Source organism: Thermodesulfovibrionales bacterium, from assembly GCA_035686305.1.
Lineage (GTDB): Bacteria > Nitrospirota > Thermodesulfovibrionia > Thermodesulfovibrionales > UBA9159 > DASRZP01.
Window position 1 is genome coordinate 12,392 of record DASRZP010000053.1, and the last position, 22,889, is coordinate 35,280.

Genomic DNA, 22,889 nt, shown 5'->3' on the forward strand with positions numbered 1-22,889 from the left:
CTCCCTTTTTTTGCAACAGTATATAAGGAAAGAGAGGAAAATATCAAATGATGATCTCCGGCCCAAGACGTTATTTGCTCTCCAGTTCGCTCGTCGGTGTTTCCGGCAGTTTTTCGAGCTTCACCTTAGCTATCCTCTGACCCACCATCTCGACGATTCGGAGTCTCTTTCCCTCAATTTCCACTGCGTCGCCCGTCTGGGGTATCCGTTGCAGATAGGTAAGGATAAAGCCGCCGAGTGTCTCATATTCGGGAGACTCAGGTATCTCCACTCGATAATCTTCAACAAGGTCTCTGACGCTTATTGAGGCATCTATGATCATGGAACCATCGCTGAGCTGGATCACGGGGCTCTCGGTATCGTATTCGTCCCTGATTTCGCCGACGATCTCTTCGAGAAGGTCTTCGAGAGTTACCAGTCCCGAAACAGCTCCGTATTCATCGATTACGACGGCCATATGGACCCGTTTCTTCTGCATCTCCCTGAGGAGGATGCTGATCTTCATCATTTCGGGGATGAAGATCGGAGGTTTGATAATCCTCCGTATATCAACGCTGCCGGTTTTTGCAAGGATGTTGAAAAAATCCTTGGCATAGAGGATACCCCGAACATCGTTCATGTCTTTCCCGATAACCGGATAACGGGAGAATTTCTCCTCGGAGATGATCGACTTGATCTCCTCGACCGGCATTGCAAGACCTATGGTAACCATCTGAGGGCCGGGGATCATGACTTCTCTCACGAAGGTGTCGGTGAACTCAAAAACGCTGTGGATGAGCTCCTTCTCTTCAGGTTCAAAGACACCCTGCTCGCCTCCCTCCTCGATGAGAAGCTTGACTTCCTCTTCAGTGATATATCCCCTTTGGGTGAAGGCCTTTTTGCCAAAGGGCTTCAGGAGGATGTTGGTGCTCGCCGTCAGGACGCGCACAAAGAGGAAAGCCAACCGCGACAATCTCTCTATCGCGGGCGCAGTCATAAGACCGATTTCCTCAGGGTTCGAAAGTGCTATCGACTTCGGCATGAGTTCCCCGAAGACAAGGGAAAAATAGGCGACAACGGAAACAACGATCCCGACGGCTACTACTTCGGCGGAGGCAGAGACGAAGGGTATGGGCACGTTCTTTAAAGCCGGCTTAATATATTCGATGGCAATGGTTCCACCGATGGCTGAAGCGATGGCGCCGGATAGGGTTACACCGATCTGGATTGTGGCAAGGAATCTGTCAGGCATCTCCCTGAGCCTGTTCAAGGTTACAGCGTTCTTCGATCCCTCGTCGATGAGCTGCTTGATCCTGCTTCTTCTTGTTGTGACGACCGCTATCTCAGCAGCGGCAAAGAAGGCGGTAAAGCAAATGAAGATAGCTATAAGAAAGAGTTCAAGCCACATGGAGGCTTATGACCGGCTGCATCCGGGCTGAGATGCCTGATGGTCGCCGAAAAAGAGGCGATAGTGTCTTCCGGCCCTTCGCTCCATTACGGGGTCACCGTAAGGGTCTTTGCACCGCCGATATCGTGATGCACATCGATCATGGCCTTAAGGAGTGTCGCCGGCAGTGTCCCTGACGTCCAAACCCAGCAGTCGCGAGTTACTCCTGTCGCATACACCGATTGCTCATCGCAGCCTTTCATTCCGTTCGTTTCCCGCAGGCTCTATTATAACTAAAGTGTTGGTTATTATTGCAAATCTGCCATCACGAAAAAAAGTGGAAAATAGAAACGATCTCTGTTAAAATTATAGCCGTCTTTTTCGGGAGGTCAAAATGGAACTGAAAGGGAAGGTCGCACTTGTGACCGGGAGTGCACGAGGGATTGGCAAAGCGATAGCGCAAGGATTGGCCCGGAGAGGTGCGGACGTCGTGGTGTCAGATGTTAGCCATGATGATGCGCGGCACAGTTCTGCCGAAATTGGCGGACTTGGCGTGAAGACCATGGCCGTGAAGCTTGATGTCTCAAAGTCTGAGGAGGTGGTCAAGACATTCGATGATATTGTGAAGACCCTTGGTAGGCTCGACATTCTCGTAAACAATGCCGGGATAACAAAAGATAACCTTCTTCTCAGGATGAAGGAAGAGGAATGGGATGCCGTTCTCAGTGTAAACCTGAAGGGGGTCTTCCTCTGCGCAAAGGAGGCTGTCAAGATCATGGCAAAGCAGCGGTACGGGAGGATCATCAACATCGCTTCCGTCGTTGCCTTTATGGGCAATCCGGGACAGGCAAATTACAGCGCCTCAAAGGCCGGCATCATCGGATTGACAAAGACGATCGCAAAGGAATATGCGAGCAGGGGCATTACTTCGAACGCCGTTGCTCCCGGCTTTATTACGACTGCAATGACTGATGCCCTTCCGGAAAATGTGAAAGAGGAGATGAAGAAGGTTATTCCGATGGCACGGTTTGGGACGATAGATGACGTGGCAAATGCAGTGCTCTTTTTCGCATCACCTGATTCAGGGTATATTACGGGGCAGGTGATTCATGTGAACGGCGGGATGTATATGTGATGCGAGATGATATGCTTGAGCGGGAAAAAGCAAGAGGATACCGAGAAAAAACTACAACGGAGGTGTAATGATGGTAGACGAAAAGGTGAAGGAAATTATAGCGAAACAACTCGGCGTGAACCCCTCTGAGGTGACGCAGGAGGCATCATTCGTAGAAGACCTTGGAGCGGATTCTCTCGATACGGTAGAGCTTGTCATGGCGTTCGAGGAGGCTTTCAACATCGAGATCCCTGATGAGGACGCCGAGAAGATCGCAAAGGTCAAGGACGCAATTGAATACATTAAGAAGAAGATGGCATAACTCACGCTGAGACGTATGGAAAAACGCAGGGTTGTCGTAACAGGTCTGGGACTCATCCTCCCGGTCGGTGTTGGGGTTGGGGATGCATGGAAAGCGCTCCTTGAGGGAAGGTCGGGGATAGGGATAATCAAGACCTTCGATTCTTCCGGCCTTCCCGTTCATATTGCCGGAGAGGTGAAGGATTTCGATCCATCTCTCTATATCGAGGCGAAGGAGATAAAGAAGATGGACCGCTTCATCCATTTTGCCGTCGCAGCCTCGACTATGGCTATGGAAGATTCGGGCCTGAAGATTACTGACGAGAACGCAGAAAGGGCAGGCGTCATCATCGGTTCGGGGATGGGTGGCCTTCCCACCATTGAGCACTATCATAAGATCTATCTCGAAAAAGGTTATCGCAGGATAACGCCGTTCTTTATCCCCATGCTGATCATCAACCTGGCATCGGGTCAGGTCTCCATACGGTTTGGAGCAAAGGGGCCGAACAGCGCCGTCGCCACTGCCTGTGCCACCGGCAGTCACGCCATAGGGGACGCCTTCAGGATCATACAGAGAGGAGACGCCGACGTTATGATTGCCGGAGGAACGGAGTCTGTCATAACGCCCATGGCGGTGGGAGGTTTTGCCGTGATGAAGGCGCTCTCCACAAGAAACGACGAACCAGATCGCGCCAGCAGGCCCTTTGACCGGGACAGGGATGGCTTTGTCGTGGGCGAAGGCGCGGGCATCGTCATCCTCGAAACGATGGACAACGCGAGAAAGAGGAATGCGAAGATCTATGCCGAGGTTGTTGGGTACGGGATGACAAGCGATGCTTACCATATCACTTCTCCTGCGCCCGGCGGCGAAGGTGCGGCGTCGTGTATGTCGAAGGCGTTGAAGGACGCGGGAGTTTTACCGGAGGTCGTGGATTACATTAATGCGCACGGCACATCGACAAAATATGGCGATGAACTGGAAACAGCGGCGATCAAGAAGGTTTTTGGAGAACATGCGTATGATCTCTGTGTTAGTTCTACAAAGTCCATGACCGGTCATCTCCTCGGAGCTGCGGGCGGAGTTGAGTCGGTCATCAGCGTTCTCAGCCTCCACACCGACAGGGTTCCGCCGACAATAAACCTCGATAATCCCGATCCTGAATGCAATCTCGATTATGTCGCGTGGAAGGCGAGAGAAAAGACGGTCGAGTACGCCCTGTCGAACTCCTTTGGTTTTGGGGGGACGAATGCGTGCCTCTTATTCAAGAAATACCGAGAGTCTTGAGGACAGTCTCGGCTATGTCTTTAAGAAGAGCGCTCTCCTTGCAGAGGCCCTGACCCATAAATCCTATCACCACGAAAATCCTCGGAAGGCGCCCGTGTATAACGAGCGTCTCGAATTTCTCGGTGATTCCGTTCTTGCCCTTGTCATCGTTGAATACATATTCAGCGACAGTCGGATGTTTAGCGAATCCCTTATGGCGAAGATCAAATCATATCTCGTTACGGGGTCTCTCCTGTCTGAGGTTGCGGGGGAGATAGACCTTGGCCACTATTTACGACTGGGAAAGGGCGAAGAGGATACCGGGGGAAGACGCAAAAAATCAATTCTCGCAGATGCGATGGAGGCTGTCTTCGGGGCAGTCTATCTCGATGGCGGATACGAGGAGGCACGGCGCGTGATCCTCAGGCTTTTTCGGGAAAGGATGCTCGCAGTGATCGAATCGGGGCAGTGCCACGATTACAAAACCGAATTACAGGAGAAGAGCCAAACCCTTTTCGGCGTCCTGCCTGAATACCGGTTGATCGGGCAGGAGGGCGACGAACACCGTAAGACCTTCACCGTGGAAGTTTTGATCGGGGGCAGACTCTTTGGTTGCGGCGAAGGGAAGAGCAAGAAAGAGGCGCAGATGACGGCCGCAAGAGAGGCAATAGGAAACCTCGATCGAGACGGGGGATTGGAGCGGTCCTCCTCATGGGGAAAAGAGTCTCGCTAAGTTACGTCGCTCTTCAGGAGTTGTCATGAAGATCAAGGTGTCTCCTTCGGTCATCGTATGATCGGGCGAAGGGTTGTAGACCAACCCGTCCTTTGTCTTCATGGCAAGCAGCAAGATTCGCAGGGGCTTCTTAAGGAAAAGGGCTGAAATCGGTTTCCCCGTGAACGCATGGGGCACGGTAATCTCTTCGATCCTCAGGTTCTTTTCTTTGTCGCGCAGCATGCTGTCGAGAAAGGAGGCGACGGTAGGGCGTATCATCTCTGAAGCCATTCTTAACCCGCCGATATAGGTCGGCGATACCACGGTATCGGCGCCGGCCTTCTTGATCTTTTCGACGTTCTTGAGATCTTGGGAGCGGGCGACAACCCGTATGGCAGGATTCAGCTGCTTCGCCGTCAGACTTATCACGAGGTTCTGGTTATCATCGTCGGTCACGGCAAAGAGTCCCTTCGCCTCCGCAATCCCTGCCTTCTGGAGCGTGGCGCTGTCAGTGGCGTCACCCTCGACAAAGAGGTCCTCATGAGATGTTTCAAGGACCCTATCAATCTTTTTTCTGTCGAGATCAACAATGATATAGGGTCTCTCTGTTTCGCGAAGCTCTTTTGCGATGTAGAAGCCTGTACCTTCTATCCCGCAGATAATAAAATGGTCTTTGAACTTTCTGATCATCTTCTCCATCCTCCTCCTCCGAAAGACCTCTTTGAGTTCCCCTTCCACGAGGAAGGCTGTAAAGTTCGAAAGAATGTATGTCAGCGTCATGATGCCTGAAAGGGCTACGATTATGGTAAAGACCCGGCCAGGAGGATTTTTCGACAAGTCGATGATCTCTCCATATCCAATCGTCGTGATCGTGATGAAGGTCATATAAAAGCAGTCCAGGAGGGAATACCCTTTGCCGCCGATCACCCGATAACCGGCTGTCCCGGCAAGGAAGATAACCACGAGGGCCATGCCTGCACAGATGAATTTTCTATATAACTGTCTGTATAAGTGTGAGGTTAAGGTGTTTGCCATAACTGGGTCAGTTGAATGTCACTCCTCTCTTCTTTCCTCTGCCCATCGTTGAAAGCCTTGCCTCTGCCACTGTAATATTACCCTAACGAGAGAAAACTAATAAAGAGGCATTCGTTGAAGACTAAGATTCTCCTGGTCAATCCCAGGATCTATGACTTCGCCGACGTACGGCCTTCCTGGTCAGGGACTGGAAGAGGTGCAGGCCCCATGAGGGGAACCGAGAGCTGGAGGGCGCTGGTGAGGGAGGGTCTGATTACCGACGACCTTAATCTGCTGCTTACGAACAATACCGTCTTTTCATCACTCTATTCTGGGTATGATGAAGGGGAGGTGACACGGTTGAAGCTTGCTGTGAAGGAGTACAATGCAAGGTCAGGATAACATGGCACCCTCTGAGTTGCCGGGCACTGGTGTGCCGTTCCGGAACTGCTGTGGAAAGGCGGGGAGCATTGATATTTTCCCATCCGATGCTTATCATAAAACGTGGTTCACGCATTTCTCAGGGGCGTATGGTAGAACGAGCGGAGGAGGGGAAGGCGGAGAAAGAGCCTTCGTTGTGGGAGAGGCTCTCTTTTTTCCATTTCCCGATCAGGGTCAAGCTTTCGATCGCTATCACCTTTATTATCTGGCTTACCATACTGATCCTCAGCTTTGTGATCCTCGCCCGGCAGAAGGAGCAGCTCTATCTCCAGACGGTAAAGACAGGAAACGTGAGCCTGAACTATTTTGCTTCGAACGCGAACATTCCCCTCCTCAACGATGACCTCCTCAGACTGAATCAACTGATCAAGGAAGCAACATCTGTCGAGGGTCTGCTCTATGCGATCATTGTTGACCGTCAAGGTGTCATTCAAGCTGACACAGACCAGAGCAGGCTCGGATCAACGTATCAGAAGATGGAGAATGCGAAGGAACTCAAGAAGGAGAAGGATGTTACCTATTTCAATTACCTTCTTCCCTCGGGGACCCATATCCTCGATCTTTCAAAGCCGGTGATGTTCAAGAATAAGGCTTTGGGCGAGGTCCATGTCGGTGTTTCGCTCGACTTCATAAACGATCTCATCCGGAGGGAGCGGGTATTCATCCTTGTCCTGAGCCTCTTCATCGTCCTCCTGGGGATTTCGATCGCCGTGCTCCTTGGATTCAGCTTCTCCCGTCCTATCCTGAAACTTGTCCTGGCAACCAAGGAGATCGGGAAGGGAAATTATCAGTACAGGATCGACATGGCGAGAAAGGATGAATTCGGAGACCTGGCAACTGCGTTCAATTACATGGCACAAGAGCTCCTGACAAAGCTCCTCATCAAGCAATCCTTCGGACGGTACGTGAGTCCTGAAGTCCTCGATATGATCCTGTCCCATCCGGAAGAGGCATGGCTGAAGGGCAAGAGGAACGAGGCGACCATCCTCTTTACGGACGTGCGGGACTTTACGGCCTTTTCGGAAACGAGGAACCCTGAAGAGATCGTCGACAACCTCAATGAGTACTTCGAAATCGCCACGCAAGTCATACTGGAACACGGCGGATATGTCGACAAGTTTATCGGAGACGCAGTCCTCGGTGTTTTCGGCGTCCCAATATCCCATGAAGACCATGTCTTCAGGGCCGTTGACGCGGCGGTCGCCATGCAGAAGAGATTTCACGAGAAGGCAGACGGTGACAAGAATCCTCTCCTCACGAGGATAGGGATCGGCATCAACACCGGCATTGTCGTATCAGGGAGCCTGGGCTCTCAGGTCAAGATGGAATACACCGTTATCGGTGACAGTGTCAACGTGGCTTCCCGAATCAATCATATCGCGGGAGCCGGGGAGATTATCGTCAGTAAAGGGATCTATGATGTGATGAAAGACCGCGTCACAGCGAATGCCCTGCCGCCGCAAAGGATAAAGGGGAAGACAGAGGCGATTGAAGTCTATCAAATCGTCGATGTCAAGACTTCGAAGGACGATCAAGGAGGGGGCAATAATGGTGCCTAAGACAAAAGGCAGGAATGAGCATCTATTCGCTCTCGTCGCTCTTATACTGGTCATAATCCTTATCGGTGGATGCGCCGCCGGCAAGGTCGAGACCAAACCTGAAGGTGTGCCGCAGGAGAAGCCGCGGGAAAGGATGGAGGATTTTGGTTTCCAGGCGATCAGGGTGGGGCAGGGCGATACCCTGTCTTCTCTGGCAAAGAAATATCTGGGCGACGCCACAATGGACTGGTTTATCGCAGAATTCAACGGGATAACCGCGATCACTCCGGGACAGGAATTGATCATACCTCTTAAGCCCTATGATAAGGGTGGGCTGAGTCTGAGGGGATATCAGACCGTTCCGGTATTGAGCTACCACCAGTTTTCGGAGACCGTGACGAACAAGATGACCGTTAGCCGTTCCGCCTTTGAAGAACAGATGAAGTTCCTCAAGGACGACGGATATCATGTGATCACGATCGACGACCTCCTTGACTTTCTCGACTTCAAGAAGCAGGTGCCGAAAAAATCAGTCGTGATCACGATTGACGACGGCTGGCGCTCGATGTATGACATTGCCTTCCCTATTTTAAAGCAGTACGGATATCCGGCGACGCTCTTTGTCTATACCGACCTCATCACCGGAAGCTATAAGACCTTGTCCTGGGACCTTATCCAGAAGATGGCGGAAAGCGGTATCGACATTCAGTGCCATACCAAAACGCACCGCGATTTAACGAAGCCGGATGCAAATAAAAAAGAGACCTTCAAGGAATATTTTGAGGCGATAGAGAAAGAATTGTCGGGATGCATGACATTGATTAAGAAGAAGCTGAACCAAGAGGTGAAGTATACAGCCTATCCCTACGGCGAAACCAATCACCTCGTCATCGAACTTGCGAAGAAGGTCGGGTATCGCGGCGCCTTCACGACGAAACGCGGGGGCAATCCCTTTTTCGTCAACAACTACCGCATAAACCGTTCCATGATCTACGGCGAGTTTAACCTGAAAAGCTTCGAAAAGAACCTCTCTCCCTTCAGCGAGGAGATATTGCAGTGAGAGGGTCTGTAGGCAGCAGCCTGTGGGGTATCAGCCTTATTATCCTCATGATCGGAGTCTTGGGTTGTGCTGCGCCAGCTAGGAAGGAGACGGTGGAGAGGGTCCCGGAACAGATCGAGAAGATTGCGGACCCTCGTGAGGCATTACTGCGATGGAAGATTGTCGCCACCCGTTCCCCGTCTAACGAAACCGCCATGAGGAAGATAGCAGAGCTTACGGCGCAATGCAACGCCCTTGCCGATGAGCACTTCAGGAAGGGAGTATCATATTATCAGAACAATCAGGTGGGGAACGCCCGTAAGGAGTTTCTCCTGACACTCTATTATAACCAGGACCACAAGGAGGCACTGGAATACCTGAAAGAAAAGCTGACAGGCGAGGATGCCACACTCTATGATGTCAAAAAGGGAGATACGGCAAATAAGATTGCGGAAAAGGTCTACGGCGACACGCAGAAGGACTTCCTGGTGAGCTATTTCAACGACCTTAAGAAAGACCATCAGGTTAAACCGAATGCCGTGCTGAGACTCCCGATCCTGGAGGCGGTACCCTTGAAACGGGAAGGAGTCGCGTCGAAACAGGCTCCTGTCAGTGCCGAGACCGTTGAAGAACCGAAGGAGGTCCCCTTCGATAGCACTGAGATGCTCGTTCAGGCACGGACATCTCTGAAGGCCAGGAAATATCAGGATGTGGCATCGATCGCGGAGAGTGTTCTCGGCTACGATCCGGCCAACCGGGAGGCCCATGACCTCGTAAACGAATCATACTATCAGATGGGAAAGGCCTTTGTCCAAAAGAAGAAGTACGAGGACGCCCTTGCGATGTTGGGCCGTGTCGAGCCCGGCTACAAGGACACGAGGGATTCCCTCACCTTTGTGAAGAAGCAGCTCGCCGAGACGCATTATCTTGCAGGGGTGAGATATTTTATCAATGAAGACCTTGAAAAGGCGATCAGGGAATGGGAAGAGGCCCTGAAGCTGAACCCAAATCATTCAAAGGCAAAGAGTGATATGGAGCGGGCACAGGGCCTTCTCGAAAAGTTGAAAGAGGTTAAGTAGCTCCCTCAAGGGATCGCTACGAAAGACGTCCTTGACAACGGGGAAAATCGAAGATCGAGAGTTGGCTCCTCGGCTCCGTTTCGAAGAGGGTAGTCTCCTACGCGCCCTCACCGTGACGATTGTGAAATAGTTCGAGCTCCTTGCAAAGGATGACAGACTATCTGATAATAGGCATAGGCGGTTTCCTCGGCGCAATCGCGAGGTTTGCCCTTGCGTCGTATGTCGGCGAGAGGTGGGGAAGGAGTTTTCCCCTTGGCACGTTCGTTATCAATGTGAGCGGGAGTTTCCTCATAGGATTGCTTATGGCGCTTTTTACGGAACGGTTTATGGTAAACCCGCAGTGGAGACTTCTGCTTGTCGTCGGCTTTCTGGGAGCCTATACGACTTTCTCTACGTTTGAGTTTGAGACAGGGAACCTCCTGAAAGACGGAGAGATCATGCTTGCAACCCTGAATATTGTCCTGAGCGTCATGCTTGGTTTTGTGGCTTTGAAACTCGGACAAGTGCTTGCAAAAGCGGTATAGGAGAAGGAAATGATAACAGGAGGCCCGGCTAAGAAGCTTACGATTTACACTGACGAGACGGACAAGTTCCATGGAAAACCCGTCTATGAAGTCCTGCTGGACATTTTTTTTAAAAAAAAGATAATCGGGGTCAGCGTTTTCAGGGGTATCGCTGGGTACGGCAGCGATGGCGTTTTCCATACGGCAAAAATGCTCGAGCTTGCGACCAGTATGCCGGTAAAGATAGAGGTGGTGGAGTCAGAGGAGATGATCAACAGAGTCCTTCCCGATGTCTATCATGTGGTCGAAAAGGGTATGGTCGAAATCACCGACACGAATGTCGTCAAATGCTGCCCTATGGTGGAAAAGAAACAGGGAGAAAAAGGAGAGCATATGAAGCTCGAAGGTAAAGCGAAAATGCTCAGGATCATCATCAATGAAGACGACAAATGGGAGGGGGAGCCGCTGTATGAGGCGATAGTGAAAAGACTCATCATGACCGATATCGCAGGAGCGACGGTTTACAAGGCCATCGCAGGCTACGGGCCTCACAAGCGGTACCACAAGAAAAAAACGTTGACAACGCATGGAGAGCTTCCGATCCTGATAACTGTCATGGATACCGAAGAGAAGATCAATAGAGTAATCCCGATTCTGGATGAGCTGGTGGGTGAGGGAATTGTCGTTCTTTCGGATGTAAACATCATAAAGTACACTCACAGGGATGTGAACGCGGAAATCCTGTGATGGTGGTCCGGGGGTGAACAAAGAAAAGAGAGTGTTTTTCGGTCTGCAAGAGAATGTCTTCATCACCGGTCTGGTCAGTCTTTTCATGGACATAAGTTCAGAGATGATCTATCCCCTTGTCCCCCTCTTCCTCTCAAACGTCCTCGGCGTCAATAAGTCAATCATCGGTCTCATAGAGGGAATCGCTGAGTCGACGGCAAGCCTCCTCAGGGTCTTCTCAGGATGGTTTTCCGACAGGGCGGGGAGACGGAAAGACTTTATGGTCCTCGGTTACGGCATATCGACGCTGAGCAGGCCGATCATGGCCGTGGCAGGCGGCTGGCACACCGTTTTCGGGGCACGGTTCATCGACCGGTTTGGCAAAGGTATTCGGACAGCGCCGAGGGACGCGATCATCGCTGAAGCCACGGAGACTGCCTTCCTCGGAAGGGCGTATAGTTTCCAACGCTCCATGGATACGATGGGAGCGGTCATAGGACCCGCTCTCGCCTTCTTTTTCCTCGCCTTCTTCTCGAATGACTACAGAAGAGTCTTTTGGCTCTCCGTGATTCCTGGTGTCATCGCGGTTCTCCTGATCATCCTTTTTATTACGGAAGAAAAGAGTTTCCAGATCGGGGCACAAAGGCCGAAACTCAGACTCAGTCGCTTCGACGGCAGGTTCAAATTCTTTGTCTTCATCACAGCCCTCTTTGCTGTCGGGAATTCCAGTGACGTATTCCTCATATTAAGGGCCCAGCACGTGGGTATTCCGGCTGTTATGATCCCCGTGGTTTACCTCTTTTTCAACATCGTCTATTCCGTATCCGCAATCCCTGCGGGCATAGCCGCAGACAGATTCGGAAAAGGGAGGCTCTTATTCGTGGGATTCGTCCTCTTCGCCATTGTTTATACGGGCTTCGGTTTGGCGAAGGATGTTACAATCGTCTGGGTACTCTTTGGCTTCTACGGCCTTTTTATGGGACTTGCCGATGGGACGCAGAGGGCCTTTCTCGCGACGATCATCCCTGCCGATTTTAAGGCTACGGCCTTCGGGATCTATCACACTGTCGTCGGCCTTGCCCTCTTTCCTGCAAGTCTTATCGGCGGGTGGCTCTGGGACCATGTCTCGCCTTCAGCAACGTTTTACTACGGGGCGTCTACTGCAGTTCTCTCGGCACTGTTGTTTGTCGTCTTTCTTATCACGACTAAAAGGGCCGGGCTGAAATGATATAATAGACGTCGGCAGAGGGCCTGCCTTCTTGATCACAGATGTTCTTGGAGCACGACTATTCAGAGATATATTCTTCAAAGGATACTTCTCCTGATTCCTCTCTTGCTGGGCATAACGGCCCTCACGTTCACGCTCACGAAGGCCCTTCCCGGCGATCCCGCTTTAAGCCTCGTCGGCGAGAGAGCGAGGCCCGAGGTAATCGAGAGCATTCGCAAAGAACTGAATGCGGACGAGAATGTCTTGATCCAGTATGTCGGGTATGTAAAGCTCCTCATGAAAGGAGAATTCGGCCGTTCCTACTATACGAACAGGAAGGTCGTTGATGACCTGATCATAAAGTTCCCGAACACCTTCCTCCTTGCCGTCGGTGCGATGATGATAGCCGTTCCCACCGGCATTCTCCTGGGCTTTCTTTCAGCCCTGAGAAGAGGGACGCTCCTCGACAGGAGCATATCCTGCCTCTCTGTCGTCGGCCTCAGCATGCCGGTCTTCTGGGCAGGTATCCTGATTATGCTCATGCTCAGTCTGAAACTGCGGTTGCTGCCTCCTGCGGGAATGGGCGATTTCAGGTTTCTCATTATGCCGTCCCTTACGCTTTCTTTGCCTGCCCTTGCAACATTGACGCGTATCTCACGGACTACGCTCATCGACCTCTTCCCTATGCCCTACGTGAGGACTGCTCGGGCAATGGGGATAGGGGAAAAGAGGGTGAACGCAATCCACGTCTTCAAGAATGCCCTTTTACCGATCGTGACGGTGATCGGTCTCGATTTCGGAAGCTATCTTAACGGTGCTGTTCTCACCGAGACGATCTTCGGCTGGGACGGCATTGGAAGATACGCCATGGAGGGAATCATGAAAAGGGACTATCCCGTGATCATGGGATGTATCCTCGTCGGCACGACCCTTTATGTCCTGATCAACCTCGTCGTCGATATCACCTATCACTATCTCGATCCCAGGGTACGGCTCCATTCGGGCAATGACTAAGTTCATCGGCATTATGCTCTTGAGTGTTATCCTGGTGTCGGTCCTGGCACCCCTTCTGTCACCCTACGATCCTGAGGAGATCAACCTTGACGAACTGAGAAGGCCGCCTTCCTTAAGGCACCCTTTCGGCACTGACAACAAGGGGAGGGACGTACTTTCAAGGGTCCTGTATGGAGGGAGGATCTCTCTTTCCGTGGCAGGCATTGCAGCAACCCTTTCCCTGGGCATAGGACTCCTCGTGGGGCTGGCATCGGGTTATGCCGGTGAAAAAATCGATACCGTGATCATGGTATTCGTCGATTTCATCCTTGCCTTTCCTTCTTTGCTCCTTGCTATCGGGGTCTCAGTAATCCTCCCGCCGGGCGTCTATACCGTTATGATCGCCATAGCCTCAGTAGGCTGGGCGTCATTTGCAAGACTCGTGAGGGGCCATGTCTTGTCCCTGCGGAGTATGCCTTTCATCGAGGCCGCTCGGGCCATCGGCTGCAGTCCGCAGAGGATACTCCTTGTCCATCTCCTGCCGCAATGCGTTCCCCTTGTCATTGTCATGATGGGAGTGAGGATTGGAGGCTACATCCTGACCGAGGCTGCGCTAAGTTTCCTCGGCCTCGGCGCTCAGCCCCCGACGCCTACGTGGGGCTCCATGATCAGCGCCAACAGGGTCTTTGTCGTTTCCGCGCCGTGGATGGTGATCTTCCCGGGGCTCGCGATAACAGCAACGTCTCTCTGTTTCAATATGCTGGGAGATATCCTGAGGGACAAATACGGGCTGAAGATAAGCGGGTAAAGGTTAGAAACCTCTGATCTTCTCTTCCTCTTCCTGTTCCGTCTTGCAGTATATACACATCGTCGTGACCGGCCTTGCCTCAAGCCTCTTCACGTCGATCTCCTGTCCGCAAACCTCACAGGTACCGAAGGAACCGCTTTCGATCTTCTCTATTGCCTCTTCAATTTTCTTGAGAAGTCTCTGTTCCCTTTCCCTGAGACGGAGCATGAAGTTGCGATCGATCTCTGCGCTTGCCTGGTCACCGAGGTCGGGGAATGTCGTCTGACCGGGGAGTGAGTTGAGTGCCTCTTCGGCTTCGCAGAGGATGACGGACCTCTGCTCCAACAACATCTTCTTTATGTCTTGCAACTTTTTTTCTCTCAACTGATGCTTCTGCTGTCCCCTGGTTTCCGGTTTCGAGGGAGCAACGTTCCTGGCAACCTTCCCGGAAGTGCTTTTCTTAGGTTCAGCCTTTCCACGGGCAAACCTCTTGGAAACAGCCCTTTCCGTCTTCTTTGTCTTTGCCGGCTGCGATGCTGTGACCTTCTTTGTCGTTTTTTTCATCTTCAGGGCCGTTTTCTTCTGAGCGGTTGTCTTTGGACGGGTCTTTTTCGACGCCGTCATCTCGGTAGTCCTTCCGGCAGTCGCCTTGCCCGCACTTCCTTTCTTTGCTGTCTTCTGAATCGTTTTTTTTGCCATAACGTCTCCCCAAAAAAGCGTTCTGTAAGACTAGCACAAAAAGAAAAACTTCGTCAACACCGGCACAGTCAAAGAACATTTTTTCTCACAAAAGGCCGGGGTTTATGGTAAAATAAAAATCGTTTGGATATTCTTTATGAACATTACCATTAAGCATGTAAAGGAGACCGATCATCCTTGTGATGCCCTCATTCTTCCGCTCTGTGAGGGTGAAAGGATAGCTCCCTATCAAGATATCGATGGCGCCCTGAACGGTTCACTCGGCAAGATCATGGCATCAAGGGACTTCTCAGGCAAGCTGAACCAGGCTTCTCTTGTCCATACCCTGAATGCCATTAAGCCCAGGAGGGTCCTTCTCGTAGGCATGGGCAAAAGGGGAGAACTCAGCAGCGAAAGGATCAGGCAGGCAGGTGGCAAGGCCGCTTCGTACCTTGACGGTCTTAATCTGAGGAGCGCTTCCCTCGCAGTCCGTTACATCCTTTCCATAAAGGCCTCACCCGTCCCCTTTGTTGAAGGAGCTCTTCTGTCTCTCTATAAGTTCAGGAAGTATAAAGAGGACAAGAGTCAGAACGGTCTCGAAGCCCTGACGGTACTGGGTAAGTATGAAAAGGCCTTCCATGATTCGATCCGATGGGCAGAGAAGATCTCCTCTGCCGTGCATTTTGCCCGTGACCTCGTCAATAGCCCGTCGAACGATATGACGCCTTCAGTCCTGGCAAGGGTCGCAAGGGGCATTGGCAGGGGCAAGGTCTCGGTCAAGGTCCTCGACAGGGATGATGCTGAAAGGGAAGGGATGGGGGCGTACCTGTCGGTTGCGAAGGGTTCGGGGGAGCCGTGCCGTTTTATCGTTCTGAAATACAGCGGCGGCGAGGGAGCGCCTGTTGTCTTGATCGGCAAGTCCATTACCTTTGACAGCGGCGGTATTTCGATAAAGCCGAGCGAAGGGATGGAGCGGATGAAGTACGACATGGCAGGAGGGGCAGCTGTCCTTGCCCTCATCAGAGTTGCGTCGGAAGGGAATCTTCGTCTCAATCTCGTCGGGATACTGCCTGCTGCAGAGAACCTCCCCGGAGGCAGGGCATCGAAGCCCGGAGATATTGTGAGGGCGATCAGCGGGAAGACGATCGAGATCATCAACACCGACGCAGAAGGACGGCTTGTTCTGGCAGACGCCATCGGCTATGCACAAAAGATGAAGCCGCGGGCTATAATAGATATAGCAACATTAACGGGTGCGTGTTCTGTTGCCCTGGGGAATGAGGCAATCGCAATGATGGGCAATGATGAAGGATTGATGAGCGGATTAAAGACAGCAGGTGAGAAGACCCATGAGCGCGTCTGGCAGATGCCGCTCTTCGATGAGTACCTTGAGTATATAAAAAGCGATATTGCAGACATAAAGAATAGCGGCGGCAAGACAGGGTCCCTCGTCACTGCCGGATACTTCCTGAAGGAGTTCGCCGGCAAGACGCCCTGGGTTCATCTCGACATTGCCGGTACTGCCTGGGCTGAAAAGGACAAGCCCTATATACCGAAGGGAGCCTCGGGTGTCGGGGTGAGACTCCTATCACAGTTCTTAAAGGAGTGTATTCATGAAGATTCTTAAGATCACGCTTTTTCTCTCTATCCTTTTTCTCCCGTCCCTTGCCTTTGCATGGGGACCCCTTACCCACATCTATCTCGGGAGTGAGATTTTCTCCCTCGGTTCGCTCTTGCCTGCCGGTATCTATGCCCTCATACGGAAATACCGGCATGATTATCTCTATGGCAACCTCATGGCCGATATCATCATAGGCAAGAAATTCCTGCCGGAAGACAAGAACCCCCACAGTTGGGATATGGCTCTGAACCTCCTTGATGCCGTCGAGACGCAGCAGCAGAAGGCCTTTGTTTTCGGGTACATGAGCCATCTTGCCGCTGATACGATCGCTCATGGAAAGTTCGCGAGCAGCAGGAGAAATATCGAACATACCCTTGTTGAGATGCGGGCGGACAGCATCATTGACAAACGGTACTGGTTCCAGGCGATCAGCATCGACAGGAAGGTTCAGATGAGAAACGATCGCTTTCTTGAGCGGTCTCTCGAACGGGTATTGTTTTCTTTCAAGACGAACAAGAGGATATTCAAGGGCATGCTCCTTCTTTCCTGTTTCAACAAGGAGAGGCTCGGTGAGTTTATCCAGAGGAATGCCGTTTACCCTTCGGACCTGACGAGGAACAACATTGAGCAACTCCACCTTGAATCTCTTGACCGTATCATCGATATCCTCAGCAACGGCACTGAGTCGGAAGTATTGTCCCAAAACCCCATGGTCTCCTAGCGTCCATAACCAATGCTCCCTGAGCTGTAAAGAAGCCGAAGGCATGCTCATCATGCATTCCGTACAACCGAAGACTTATTCCCTGTCACTCGTGACCGGTCACTGTTTTTATGCGTGATATGCTCGGGAGGGAAGACGCAATCTCTGTTGCAGAAGCTCAGAGACGCATGATGGGGCACAGTACTTTGAGGGAGCCTGAAGCCCTCAACCTTTCTGTCGATCATGGCTATGGGCGGATTCTGTCTCAAGACGTTTTTTCGCCCGAAGATATGCCAGGTTTTTCACGCTCTACCGTTGACGGCTATGCGGTGAAATCTTCCGACACCTTTGGCGCGAGCGAAGGACTCCCTGCGTATCTCACCATGGCCGGTGAAATTCTCATGGGGGAGGAGCCCTCTTTCAAACAGAGGAAGGGGACGGCGGTGAAGATATCGACAGGCGGCATGCTTCCTGAAGGTGCTGACGCCGTTGTCATGCTCGAGCATTCTCAGTCTGTGGATAATAGTCTTATCGAGATATTCAGGCCCGTGGGACCCCGGGAGAATGTGATTACTGCCGGTGAGGACATGAAGAAGGGCGACCTCTTATTGAAGAAGGGGAGCATACTCAGGCCCCAGGATATCGCCGCCCTTGCGGGGGTCGGCGCACAGTCGGTGATGGTCTATGAGAAGCCGAGGGTTTCGATCATTTCGACGGGAGATGAAATTGTCACCATCGAGAGTCCCTTGCGCCCCGGTCAGGTGCGGGACATAAACTCATTCAGTCTTGCAGGGCTCATCCAGGAGGAGGGCGGGGTGCCGGTGAAGAAGGGGATCCTCAGGGATGTCTATGAAGAGATACGCCGGGCTGTTCAGGAGTCCCTCGATGAATGCGACATGGTTCTCATTACCGGCGGCAGTTCAGTCGGCGCGAGGGACATGACAGGAGAGATCATTAACAGCCTCGGCTCGCCCGGGGTCCTCTTTCACGGCGTCGCCCTGAAGCCCGGTAAGCCGACTATTGGTGCTGTCCTCAAGGGAATCCCTGTTTTCGGTCTTCCCGGGCATCCGGCGGCAGTGGTTGTCTGCTTTGATATTTTCATTAAACCCATATTGAGGGTCTTATCCGGCAGAAGAATAAAGAGCTGGGAGGGTCGGGGAAGGGTGAGGGCGAGACTGACAAAGAACATCTCATCAACCGTAGGGAGGGAAGAACATATCAGGGTCTCTCTTGAAGAGAAGGACGGAGCGCTCTGTGCCCTGCCGGTGCTCGGCAAGTCGGGGCTTATCAGGACCCTCGTGAAGGCTGACGGAACAATCGTTATCCCTCCCGAGGCGCGTGGCATTGAGGAAGGCGCTATCGTTGATGTGATTCTTTTCTAAAGTGAGCAAAAAGGTTTTACCCTTTTGAACATCACCATCATGAGATTGTCTTATTGTAAATCAAGGGGTTAAAAAACGATAGGCAAGAAATGAAGGAGGGATATTTTTTCTCTTGACAAATTACGATAGTAATACTATACTAGTACTATAAGAGGACAGTTGAAATGAAGATCTGCGGTGTTGAAGGGATACCAAGGTGCTTACAGAAGGAATGAAAGACTGACGGACTCGTGGAGACCCAAAGAGTTCGTCGCGGAAAGGAGGTGCAGATGAAAGAACCGCTTGAGAAAAAAGGCAGTACAACGAGTAAGGAAGTGGCAGGAGCTCTCCCGGAAGGGAAAGCCTCTCACAAAGAACCAATAAAGCCAATAACAAAAAAAGGAGATCTAACAATGGAAGCAACAAACTATCCAGGCTTTGATGTCAAGACCGTCAGCGAGAATGTTTTGAAGGCAGTGAAGTTTTCTCTCGATACGACATTCGACAATGTCTCCAAGGTGCAGGAGTTCAATGACAAGATCGTCAAAGAGATGATCAACGCGAACAAACAGATTCAGGCCGGTACAGAGAAGATCATGGGCGAATGGCTCGCTAATGGGAAGAAGGGCCTCGATGAATACAGGAAGGTCGTTGAAGAAGGCTACAAGAGATTTGAAGAGCTTATGACGACCCCGAAATAAGACATCTTTCGGTCCGATGAAATGGGGATAGAACTATCCCCATTTCATCCTCTTTCTTTACTCATTTCATCAGTTTTTCCGACAAGGACCGACAAAAGAACTAAGAAGTCCTTTGGTCAGCGAGATGTACCAACCTTTTTTCTCAGCGTTAGCCTGTTGATCCCAAGTATGCGGGCAGCTTCGGACTGGTTCTCCCTCGTCTGGGACAGGATATAGTCGAATACGCTCTTGTCCACTTCCCTGTGGATCTTCTCATAGAGATTCCTCTCCCTCGTCTCAAGGGCCTTCTTCATAAAGGGGATGAGAACCGAAGAGAGGGTTTCGGGAAACGGCATCTCCTTGTGCTGCGCAGCATGATACCCGAAGTCTTTGAGGTCATGAGTTGTGAGATAGGGCGTCTTGCTGATTGCGATGGCCGATCGGATCGCATTTTCGAGCTCCCTGATGTTACCGGGCCAGTCATAGGAACGGAGCTTGTTCAGAAAGGCATTGGTGATTCCTTTCAGAGGTTTCTGGGCTGAGTGGCGGTAACGATAAAAAAAGAACTGAACGAGTGGAAGGATGTCGTTCTTGCGCTCGCGGAGTGGTGGAACGTGAATCTCCGCAACGCGCAGCCTGTGATACAGGTCCTCTCTGAACTTTCCTTCCCGCACCATCGCGGCAAGGTCACGGTTTGTGGCGGATATGACCCTCACGTCCACCTGAATTTCGCTTGTGCTGCCGATGGGATAGAACGCCTGGGTCTGGAGAAAACGGAGGAGTTTCCCCTGGAGCGCGAGGGGCAGTTCCCCTACCTCATCAAAAAAGAGCGTTCCGCTGTCCGCAATCTTGAGCATTCCTTCCTTTGAAGAAATCGCACCGGTGAAGGCGCCCTTGGTAAAGCCGAAGAGTTCGGATTCGAGAAGGTTCTCCGGTACGGCTGCGCAGTTGATCACGACAAAGGGTTTCCCGAAGCGGGGGGAGAGCTGGGCAACGGACTCGGCGATCAGTTCCTTGCCTGTGCCTGTCTCTCCGGTGATCAGTATCGGTACTTCCACCTGCGCCAGCCGGGCCAGTCTCTTGCAGACATCCATGATGAGGGACGATTGCCCTACGATCGCACAGGTCGCGGTCGGAGGAGGGTTGGAGAGGAGAATCGGTCTCTCTATCTCTTCTCCGAGATCGAGCAGCTCCTGGATGATACGTGACACCGTCTCTTGCTTCAGGGGCCGGTGTATCACCTCATATGCGCCGGACGTCGTTGCTTCCATTACCGGCTCTGTTCTCTTCTGGCCCGTGATCGCAACAACAAAGGCCCTTTCACTGAGTTCCCTGACGGCGCCAACCCCTGAGGAGTCTATATCGACGAAGATAACGTTGCTCTCAGACCCCGACTGCTGACGTGTCAGCCTGAAGCCCTTCGGCAGCACAGCCTCCAGATCCCTTTTCAGAACGTTCTCTTTTGTAATGAGGAGAATTTTCATGGTGATTAGTTATTATACGCTATGGCTAAGAAGTAATCAATGGTGCGCATGTGTGTATTCCAACGATTATGGACACCTATTCTGTCTCGCGGCGGCGACATTCCTGAGCGATGCGGCCTCGAATTCCGGACGATTGCGGACAGTTCTCTCCCCACTCTCGTGCCACGTCTGGTATGAGCGCATCACGTCGATGAAAGTTATTTTATGTGGTGTACACCGACTAACTCTCGCTGGCGTGCTCTCAGCAGACGCAAGAGTTCCACTTCAAACATGCACACCTATGTTGAGACATCATTTGCGGGCTTCATGCAGAATCATGCAACCTAATATTGCGGCGATTAGATAAGGAAAAGAGACGAGTCAATACTGGACGGTTTTCAGCTCATAAATCGAGTTAGATATGATAATACGTCGCTCATTGATGCATTGATAGTCATGTAGGTGTTCGATGAAACCGCCAGAAGAGCAGCTTCGCTCTGTACAAAAGGCCCTGGTATTAACTCCTCCCGGCAGTTGTCCAGAATTGCAATTGCACTCTGAGGGGTAGTTTCAAGGTGAAACTGCAATCCAATGACATTACTCATGATCTCAAAGGGTTGGTTTTCACAACCCGCGCTCTTCGCCAGCCGCACAGCACCTTTAGGCAGGTCGAACGTCTCTCCGTGCCAGTGAAAGACGAGACACTCCGAGGGAAATAGAAAAACGGACTCGGATGTTGGCATAGCCTGGATCGGAAACCACCCAATCTCTTTGAGTGGGTTTCGATACACACGCGCACCAAGAGCACTTGCGATGAGCTGAGCGCCCAGGCAAATTCCCAAGACAGGAACACCCCGTGCGATTGCATCTCGCAGGAACTGCTTTTCCTGCTTAAGCCAAGGCAGTCCCACCTCGTCGTTGACACTCATGGGGCCTCCCAGAGCTATGATCATGTCAAAGCTATTCAGCGCAGGCAATTTGTCGCCTCGGAAGAAGCGAGTGTAGGCAATCTTTGCCCCTCGCGTTTGAAGCCAGGATTCGATACATCCGAGTCCCTCAAAGTGTACGTGCTGTAGAACTTGAACTTTCATGTTCACTACTATTTTATCCTTCGCATCAGGTTCTTTTTTGCAAGAATTCAATCGAGTACTTGTATATCAGTAAGTTCCGAGCCGCCAGCTATTTATTGTGACAAGGGATACAGCGCTCATCACCGATCATTTGGTCCTTTTAACCTTCGGGAGTCTTAGCCATCCCTTGCCCATGACAATTGAAGCAATCCTTAAGGCCTAGTTCCTCATTCATTTTGACCATCTTGGGGTTCTTGCTGTGACAAACATTGCAGCCGTACGCTTCATGGATGGCCAGGGCGATCCCCATAGCTATCAACAATGATATAAAAACTAATGCTTTCATGAACATAGTATGAGTGTTACCAACCGGATTGAGTATGAGCTGTATCATATTGTGTCCTGTAATAATTGCCTTGTTCGTATTTGGAACGCATAGTTTGTACTGATAGATTCGAGAATTTCAACGGGGGTTTAGTAAGTCTCATACTGCACGAGTCACCCAGTACGGTTACGATTAAATTTCAATAAAAAAGTCGAAGTAATGGGCAATGAGCATAGGCAAACGGTTAGCCTTCGAACATAATCACATGAGATCCGTGAAGTTCTTCTTTTTCGCCAGTCTGCATACATATATATCTATGTCAGACACTTAAAGCCGCAGGGCCTCCCAAACCTTCTTTATGATTTTCATCATAGTATTTCTTTACGAGGAAGACTATTCTTGGGATCAAGGAGGTGTAATTATGGCAAAGAAAACAGCAGTCCATGGGAGAGAGCTGGAAGTCGACGAAGATGGTTTTCTTGTGAATATTGATGACTGGGATGTGAATGTGGCGGAACATCTTGCCCGCAAAGAAGGCGTGCAGGAGCTGTCAGGCGAACACTGGAAACTTATTGCTGCCCTAAGACTCCATTACGAAAAACATCGCGAGTCACCACTGTGCCGTGACATCCTTATCGAAGCCGGATTTACTAAAATGGATATGTACAGACTATTCCCCTCTTTGGGGTATAGGAGTGCCTATAAGCTGGCCGGCTTACCGAAACCAACCGAATGTTAGGATCTTCGAGATGACGGCAGTAAGTGTCAATTCACATGGTGAATCTCCCCTCTGCAAGCAACGGGGAGATTCTTTTTTTTATCGAGACTGCCAGAAAACCCCGAGCTTTTAAGCTCGGGGATGAATGGCTGCCCGGAGCGGAGCCAGCAGAAGCTGGCGAAGCGGAGGT

24 protein-coding genes are annotated in these 22,889 nt (G+C 51.3%); 18 read left to right on the forward strand and 6 right to left on the reverse strand.

From position 1 onward, the window contains the following. Positions 1 to 70: 70 nt before the first annotated feature. Both VFG09_06390 and VFG09_06395 read right to left on the reverse strand, forming a co-directional pair. Complete coding sequence (locus tag VFG09_06390; protein HET6514774.1) at positions 71 to 1,387, reverse strand: hemolysin family protein; 1,317 nt, start codon at positions 1,385 to 1,387, stop codon at positions 71 to 73. An 86-nt stretch (positions 1,388 to 1,473) separates the two neighbouring features. Beyond that, positions 1,474 to 1,629, reverse strand: a complete 156-nt coding sequence (locus VFG09_06395; GenBank protein HET6514775.1) for a hypothetical protein — start codon at positions 1,627 to 1,629, stop codon at positions 1,474 to 1,476. A gap of 131 nt (positions 1,630 to 1,760) precedes the next feature. On the opposite strand from VFG09_06395, the gene fabG reads away from it, so the two are divergent. The 4 genes from fabG to rnc all read left to right on the forward strand — a co-directional run bounded on the left by fabG (position 1,761) and on the right by rnc (position 4,777). Beyond that, a complete protein-coding gene (gene fabG / locus VFG09_06400; protein HET6514776.1) occupies positions 1,761 to 2,501 on the forward strand; it encodes a 3-oxoacyl-[acyl-carrier-protein] reductase in 741 nt (246 codons plus the stop codon). 70 nt (positions 2,502 to 2,571) lie between these two features. Continuing rightward, positions 2,572 to 2,802: an acyl carrier protein gene (acpP, locus tag VFG09_06405; protein HET6514777.1), complete on the forward strand. Its 231-nt coding sequence runs from the start codon at positions 2,572 to 2,574 to the stop codon at positions 2,800 to 2,802. Positions 2,803 to 2,817: 15 nt separating this feature from the next. Further along, positions 2,818 to 4,065, forward strand: coding sequence for a beta-ketoacyl-ACP synthase II (gene fabF, locus VFG09_06410; protein HET6514778.1), 1,248 nt, complete (start codon positions 2,818 to 2,820; stop codon positions 4,063 to 4,065). Beyond that, positions 4,028 to 4,777: a ribonuclease III gene (rnc, locus tag VFG09_06415; GenBank protein HET6514779.1), complete on the forward strand. Its 750-nt coding sequence runs from the start codon at positions 4,028 to 4,030 to the stop codon at positions 4,775 to 4,777. Before fabF ends, rnc begins: the two co-directional genes overlap by 38 nt. On the opposite strand, the gene VFG09_06420 is transcribed toward rnc, so the two are convergent. Next, positions 4,754 to 5,728: a potassium channel protein gene (locus VFG09_06420; protein ID HET6514780.1), complete on the reverse strand. Its 975-nt coding sequence runs from the start codon at positions 5,726 to 5,728 to the stop codon at positions 4,754 to 4,756. The two genes, rnc and VFG09_06420, sit on opposite strands and share 24 nt — an antisense overlap. A 177-nt stretch (positions 5,729 to 5,905) precedes the next feature. Here VFG09_06420 and VFG09_06425 point away from each other — a divergent pair, with 177 nt between their 5' ends. The 9 genes from VFG09_06425 (at position 5,906) to VFG09_06465 (ending at position 14,104) form a co-directional block, all read left to right on the forward strand. Continuing rightward, on the forward strand, positions 5,906 to 6,172 hold the full coding sequence (locus VFG09_06425) for a hypothetical protein (GenBank protein ID HET6514781.1): 267 nt from the start codon (positions 5,906 to 5,908) through the stop codon (positions 6,170 to 6,172). Between the two features lie 128 nt (positions 6,173 to 6,300). Then, positions 6,301 to 7,770, forward strand: coding sequence for an adenylate/guanylate cyclase domain-containing protein (locus VFG09_06430; protein HET6514782.1), 1,470 nt, complete (start codon positions 6,301 to 6,303; stop codon positions 7,768 to 7,770). Beyond that, on the forward strand, positions 7,760 to 8,809 hold the full coding sequence (locus VFG09_06435) for a polysaccharide deacetylase family protein (GenBank protein ID HET6514783.1): 1,050 nt from the start codon (positions 7,760 to 7,762) through the stop codon (positions 8,807 to 8,809). The genes VFG09_06430 and VFG09_06435 overlap by 11 nt, the downstream gene beginning before the upstream one ends. Next, positions 8,806 to 9,867, forward strand: coding sequence for a tetratricopeptide repeat protein (locus tag VFG09_06440; protein ID HET6514784.1), 1,062 nt, complete (start codon positions 8,806 to 8,808; stop codon positions 9,865 to 9,867). Before VFG09_06435 ends, VFG09_06440 begins: the two co-directional genes overlap by 4 nt. 149 nt (positions 9,868 to 10,016) lie before the next feature. Then, entirely contained in the window at positions 10,017 to 10,391 is a 375-nt protein-coding gene (gene crcB, locus VFG09_06445; protein HET6514785.1) for a fluoride efflux transporter CrcB, read from the forward strand. 9 nt (positions 10,392 to 10,400) lie between these two features. After that, entirely contained in the window at positions 10,401 to 11,117 is a 717-nt protein-coding gene (locus tag VFG09_06450; GenBank protein HET6514786.1) for a DUF190 domain-containing protein, read from the forward strand. 13 nt (positions 11,118 to 11,130) lie between these two features. Further along, positions 11,131 to 12,324 carry an MFS transporter gene (locus tag VFG09_06455; protein ID HET6514787.1) on the forward strand — a complete coding sequence of 398 codons (1,194 nt, stop codon included), beginning with the start codon at positions 11,131 to 11,133 and terminating at the stop codon, positions 12,322 to 12,324. A 72-nt stretch (positions 12,325 to 12,396) separates the two neighbouring features. Further along, positions 12,397 to 13,317: an ABC transporter permease gene (locus tag VFG09_06460; GenBank protein ID HET6514788.1), complete on the forward strand. Its 921-nt coding sequence runs from the start codon at positions 12,397 to 12,399 to the stop codon at positions 13,315 to 13,317. Next, complete coding sequence (locus tag VFG09_06465; protein ID HET6514789.1) at positions 13,310 to 14,104, forward strand: ABC transporter permease; 795 nt, start codon at positions 13,310 to 13,312, stop codon at positions 14,102 to 14,104. Before VFG09_06460 ends, VFG09_06465 begins: the two co-directional genes overlap by 8 nt. Before the next feature lie 3 nt (positions 14,105 to 14,107). On the opposite strand, the gene VFG09_06470 is transcribed toward VFG09_06465, so the two are convergent. Next, a complete protein-coding gene (locus VFG09_06470) occupies positions 14,108 to 14,782 on the reverse strand; it encodes a TraR/DksA C4-type zinc finger protein (protein ID HET6514790.1) in 675 nt (224 codons plus the stop codon). A gap of 136 nt (positions 14,783 to 14,918) precedes the next feature. Here VFG09_06470 and VFG09_06475 point away from each other — a divergent pair, with 136 nt between their 5' ends. The 4 genes from VFG09_06475 to VFG09_06490 all read left to right on the forward strand — a co-directional run bounded on the left by VFG09_06475 (position 14,919) and on the right by VFG09_06490 (position 19,144). Continuing rightward, a complete protein-coding gene (locus tag VFG09_06475) occupies positions 14,919 to 16,388 on the forward strand; it encodes a leucyl aminopeptidase (GenBank protein HET6514791.1) in 1,470 nt (489 codons plus the stop codon). Beyond that, a complete protein-coding gene (locus tag VFG09_06480; GenBank protein ID HET6514792.1) occupies positions 16,375 to 17,103 on the forward strand; it encodes a zinc dependent phospholipase C family protein in 729 nt (242 codons plus the stop codon). The genes VFG09_06475 and VFG09_06480 overlap by 14 nt, the downstream gene beginning before the upstream one ends. A gap of 119 nt (positions 17,104 to 17,222) precedes the next feature. Next, positions 17,223 to 18,464, forward strand: coding sequence for a gephyrin-like molybdotransferase Glp (gene glp / locus VFG09_06485; GenBank protein ID HET6514793.1), 1,242 nt, complete (start codon positions 17,223 to 17,225; stop codon positions 18,462 to 18,464). 269 nt (positions 18,465 to 18,733) lie between these two features. Beyond that, complete coding sequence (locus VFG09_06490) at positions 18,734 to 19,144, forward strand: hypothetical protein (GenBank protein HET6514794.1); 411 nt, start codon at positions 18,734 to 18,736, stop codon at positions 19,142 to 19,144. Positions 19,145 to 19,260: 116 nt separating this feature from the next. On the opposite strand, the gene VFG09_06495 is transcribed toward VFG09_06490, so the two are convergent. Continuing rightward, positions 19,261 to 20,607, reverse strand: coding sequence for a sigma-54 dependent transcriptional regulator (locus VFG09_06495; GenBank protein HET6514795.1), 1,347 nt, complete (start codon positions 20,605 to 20,607; stop codon positions 19,261 to 19,263). Positions 20,608 to 20,984: 377 nt separating this feature from the next. Next, positions 20,985 to 21,677 carry a type 1 glutamine amidotransferase gene (locus VFG09_06500; protein ID HET6514796.1) on the reverse strand — a complete coding sequence of 231 codons (693 nt, stop codon included), beginning with the start codon at positions 21,675 to 21,677 and terminating at the stop codon, positions 20,985 to 20,987. A gap of 725 nt (positions 21,678 to 22,402) precedes the next feature. On the opposite strand from VFG09_06500, the gene VFG09_06505 reads away from it, so the two are divergent. Further along, complete coding sequence (locus VFG09_06505; GenBank protein ID HET6514797.1) at positions 22,403 to 22,720, forward strand: TusE/DsrC/DsvC family sulfur relay protein; 318 nt, start codon at positions 22,403 to 22,405, stop codon at positions 22,718 to 22,720. Positions 22,721 to 22,889 lie beyond the last annotated feature (169 nt).